Here is a 1,461-nt window from a genome sequence, read left to right as displayed (position 1 = left end):
CCAGCTTGTGGCTGGAGATGGCCAGGGTGTCGGCGCCCAGGGCGCGGCTGTCGATGGCGATGCGGCCGGCCGCCTGAACGGCGTCGACATGCAGCCAGCCGCCGGCCTCACGCACCAGGACAGCGGATTCAGCCACAGGCTGGATCACGCCGGTCTCATTATTGGCCAGCATCAGGGCGACGAACGGGCGACCGTCCGCGGTGTCCCAGGCCGCCAGGCGCGCCGCCAGCGCGGCCAGGTCGAGGCGGCCGTCCGCCGTCACGGGCAGAAGCTCCACCGCCGCGCCGGAGGCCTTGGCGGTCTCCAGGACGGCGTCATGTTCGATGGCGCTGATAAGCAGCCGCCGGCAGCCGCCGGCCACGGCGCTGTCTATGGCCAGCGCATTGGCCTCGGTGCCGCCGGAGGTGAACACCACCGTCGAGGGGGGCGCGCCGATCAGGGTCGCCACCTGGCCGCGCGCCTGCTCAACCCGCGCCCGGGCGGCGCGGCCCGCGGCGTGCACCGATGACGGATTGCCGCTCGCAGCCAGGGCTGCGGTCACAGCCGCCAGGGCCTCGGGCCGGACCGGCGCCGTGGCGTTGTGATCGAGATAGACCGACGTCATGCCGCCACCGTTTCCCGGTCGGCCAGACGTCCGTGGACCACATCCGCCAGGGAGACTGATTCCAGATAGGCGTGGATCTGCCGCCCCATCTCTTCCCAGAGGTCGTGCGTCAGGCACTTTTCGCCGCTGAGCATGCAGCCCTTGCGGGCGTCCTTGGTGCAGCGGGTGGCCCGCAGGGGCTCATCCACCGCCAGCACGATCTCGGCGATGTTGGTCTCGCTGGCCAGTCGGGCCAGCCGGTAGCCGCCGCCCGGGCCGCGGGCGCTGACCACCAGGCCCTGACGACGCAGGCGGGCGAACAGCTGCTCAAGATAGGAGAGCGAGATCTCCTGACGCTGGGCGATTTCAGCCAGGGCGACCGCCTTGTCGCCTTCCCGGCGGGCCAGGTCCGCCATGGCCATGACCGCATATCGTCCCTTGGTGCTCAAGCGCATGGGGTCAGGTCCGCCTTGCAGTTTTCCCGCGCATCAGACCGAGCCTGTGCTACAAGCCGCGGCTTCGCAGGGCTCAATTTTCCGACTGAACGCATGGATGCGATCTAGGAAGACCAAGCCCTGTAGTCAAGTATTCGGCGGCACAAGAGGATGGCATGCCAGAGGTGGTTCTGACGGGCGCAGCCGGGCGGATCGAGGGGCGATACGCCCAGGGCAAGACGGAGAATGCGCCGGTGGCGCTGATCCTCCACCCCCACCCCAAGGCCGGCGGCCAGATGAACAATCCGGTGGCCGTCCAGCTCTATCACCTGTTCATGAAGCGGGGCTTCTCGGTCCTGCGCTTCAACTTCCGCGGCGTGGGCCGCAGCCAGGGCGAGTTTGACTCCGGCATCGGCGAGCTAGCCGACGCCGCCACCGCCCTGG

3 protein-coding genes are annotated in these 1,461 nt (G+C 69.5%); 1 reads left to right on the top strand and 2 read right to left on the bottom strand.

Going from position 1 to position 1,461, the window contains the following annotated elements:
• A partial coding sequence (locus tag Q8N19_RS16165) for an aminotransferase class V-fold PLP-dependent enzyme (RefSeq protein ID WP_305592443.1) occupies window positions 1–604 on the bottom strand: 604 nt, incomplete at its 3' end.
• Window positions 601–1,038, bottom strand: a complete 438-nt coding sequence (locus Q8N19_RS16160; protein WP_305592441.1) for an Rrf2 family transcriptional regulator — start codon at window positions 1,036–1,038, stop codon at window positions 601–603. The genes Q8N19_RS16165 and Q8N19_RS16160, both read right to left, overlap by 4 nt.
• A gap of 155 nt (window positions 1,039–1,193) precedes the next feature.
• Between Q8N19_RS16160 and Q8N19_RS16155 the strand changes: the two genes are divergently transcribed.
• Window positions 1,194–1,461, top strand: a 268-nt coding sequence (locus Q8N19_RS16155) for an alpha/beta hydrolase (RefSeq protein WP_305592439.1), incomplete at its 3' end; no start/stop codon positions are given.

This window comes from Phenylobacterium sp. (genome assembly GCF_030693405.1).
Taxonomy (GTDB): Bacteria; Pseudomonadota; Alphaproteobacteria; order Caulobacterales; family Caulobacteraceae; genus Phenylobacterium.
This window is presented reverse-complemented; position numbering and strand designations above follow the sequence as displayed.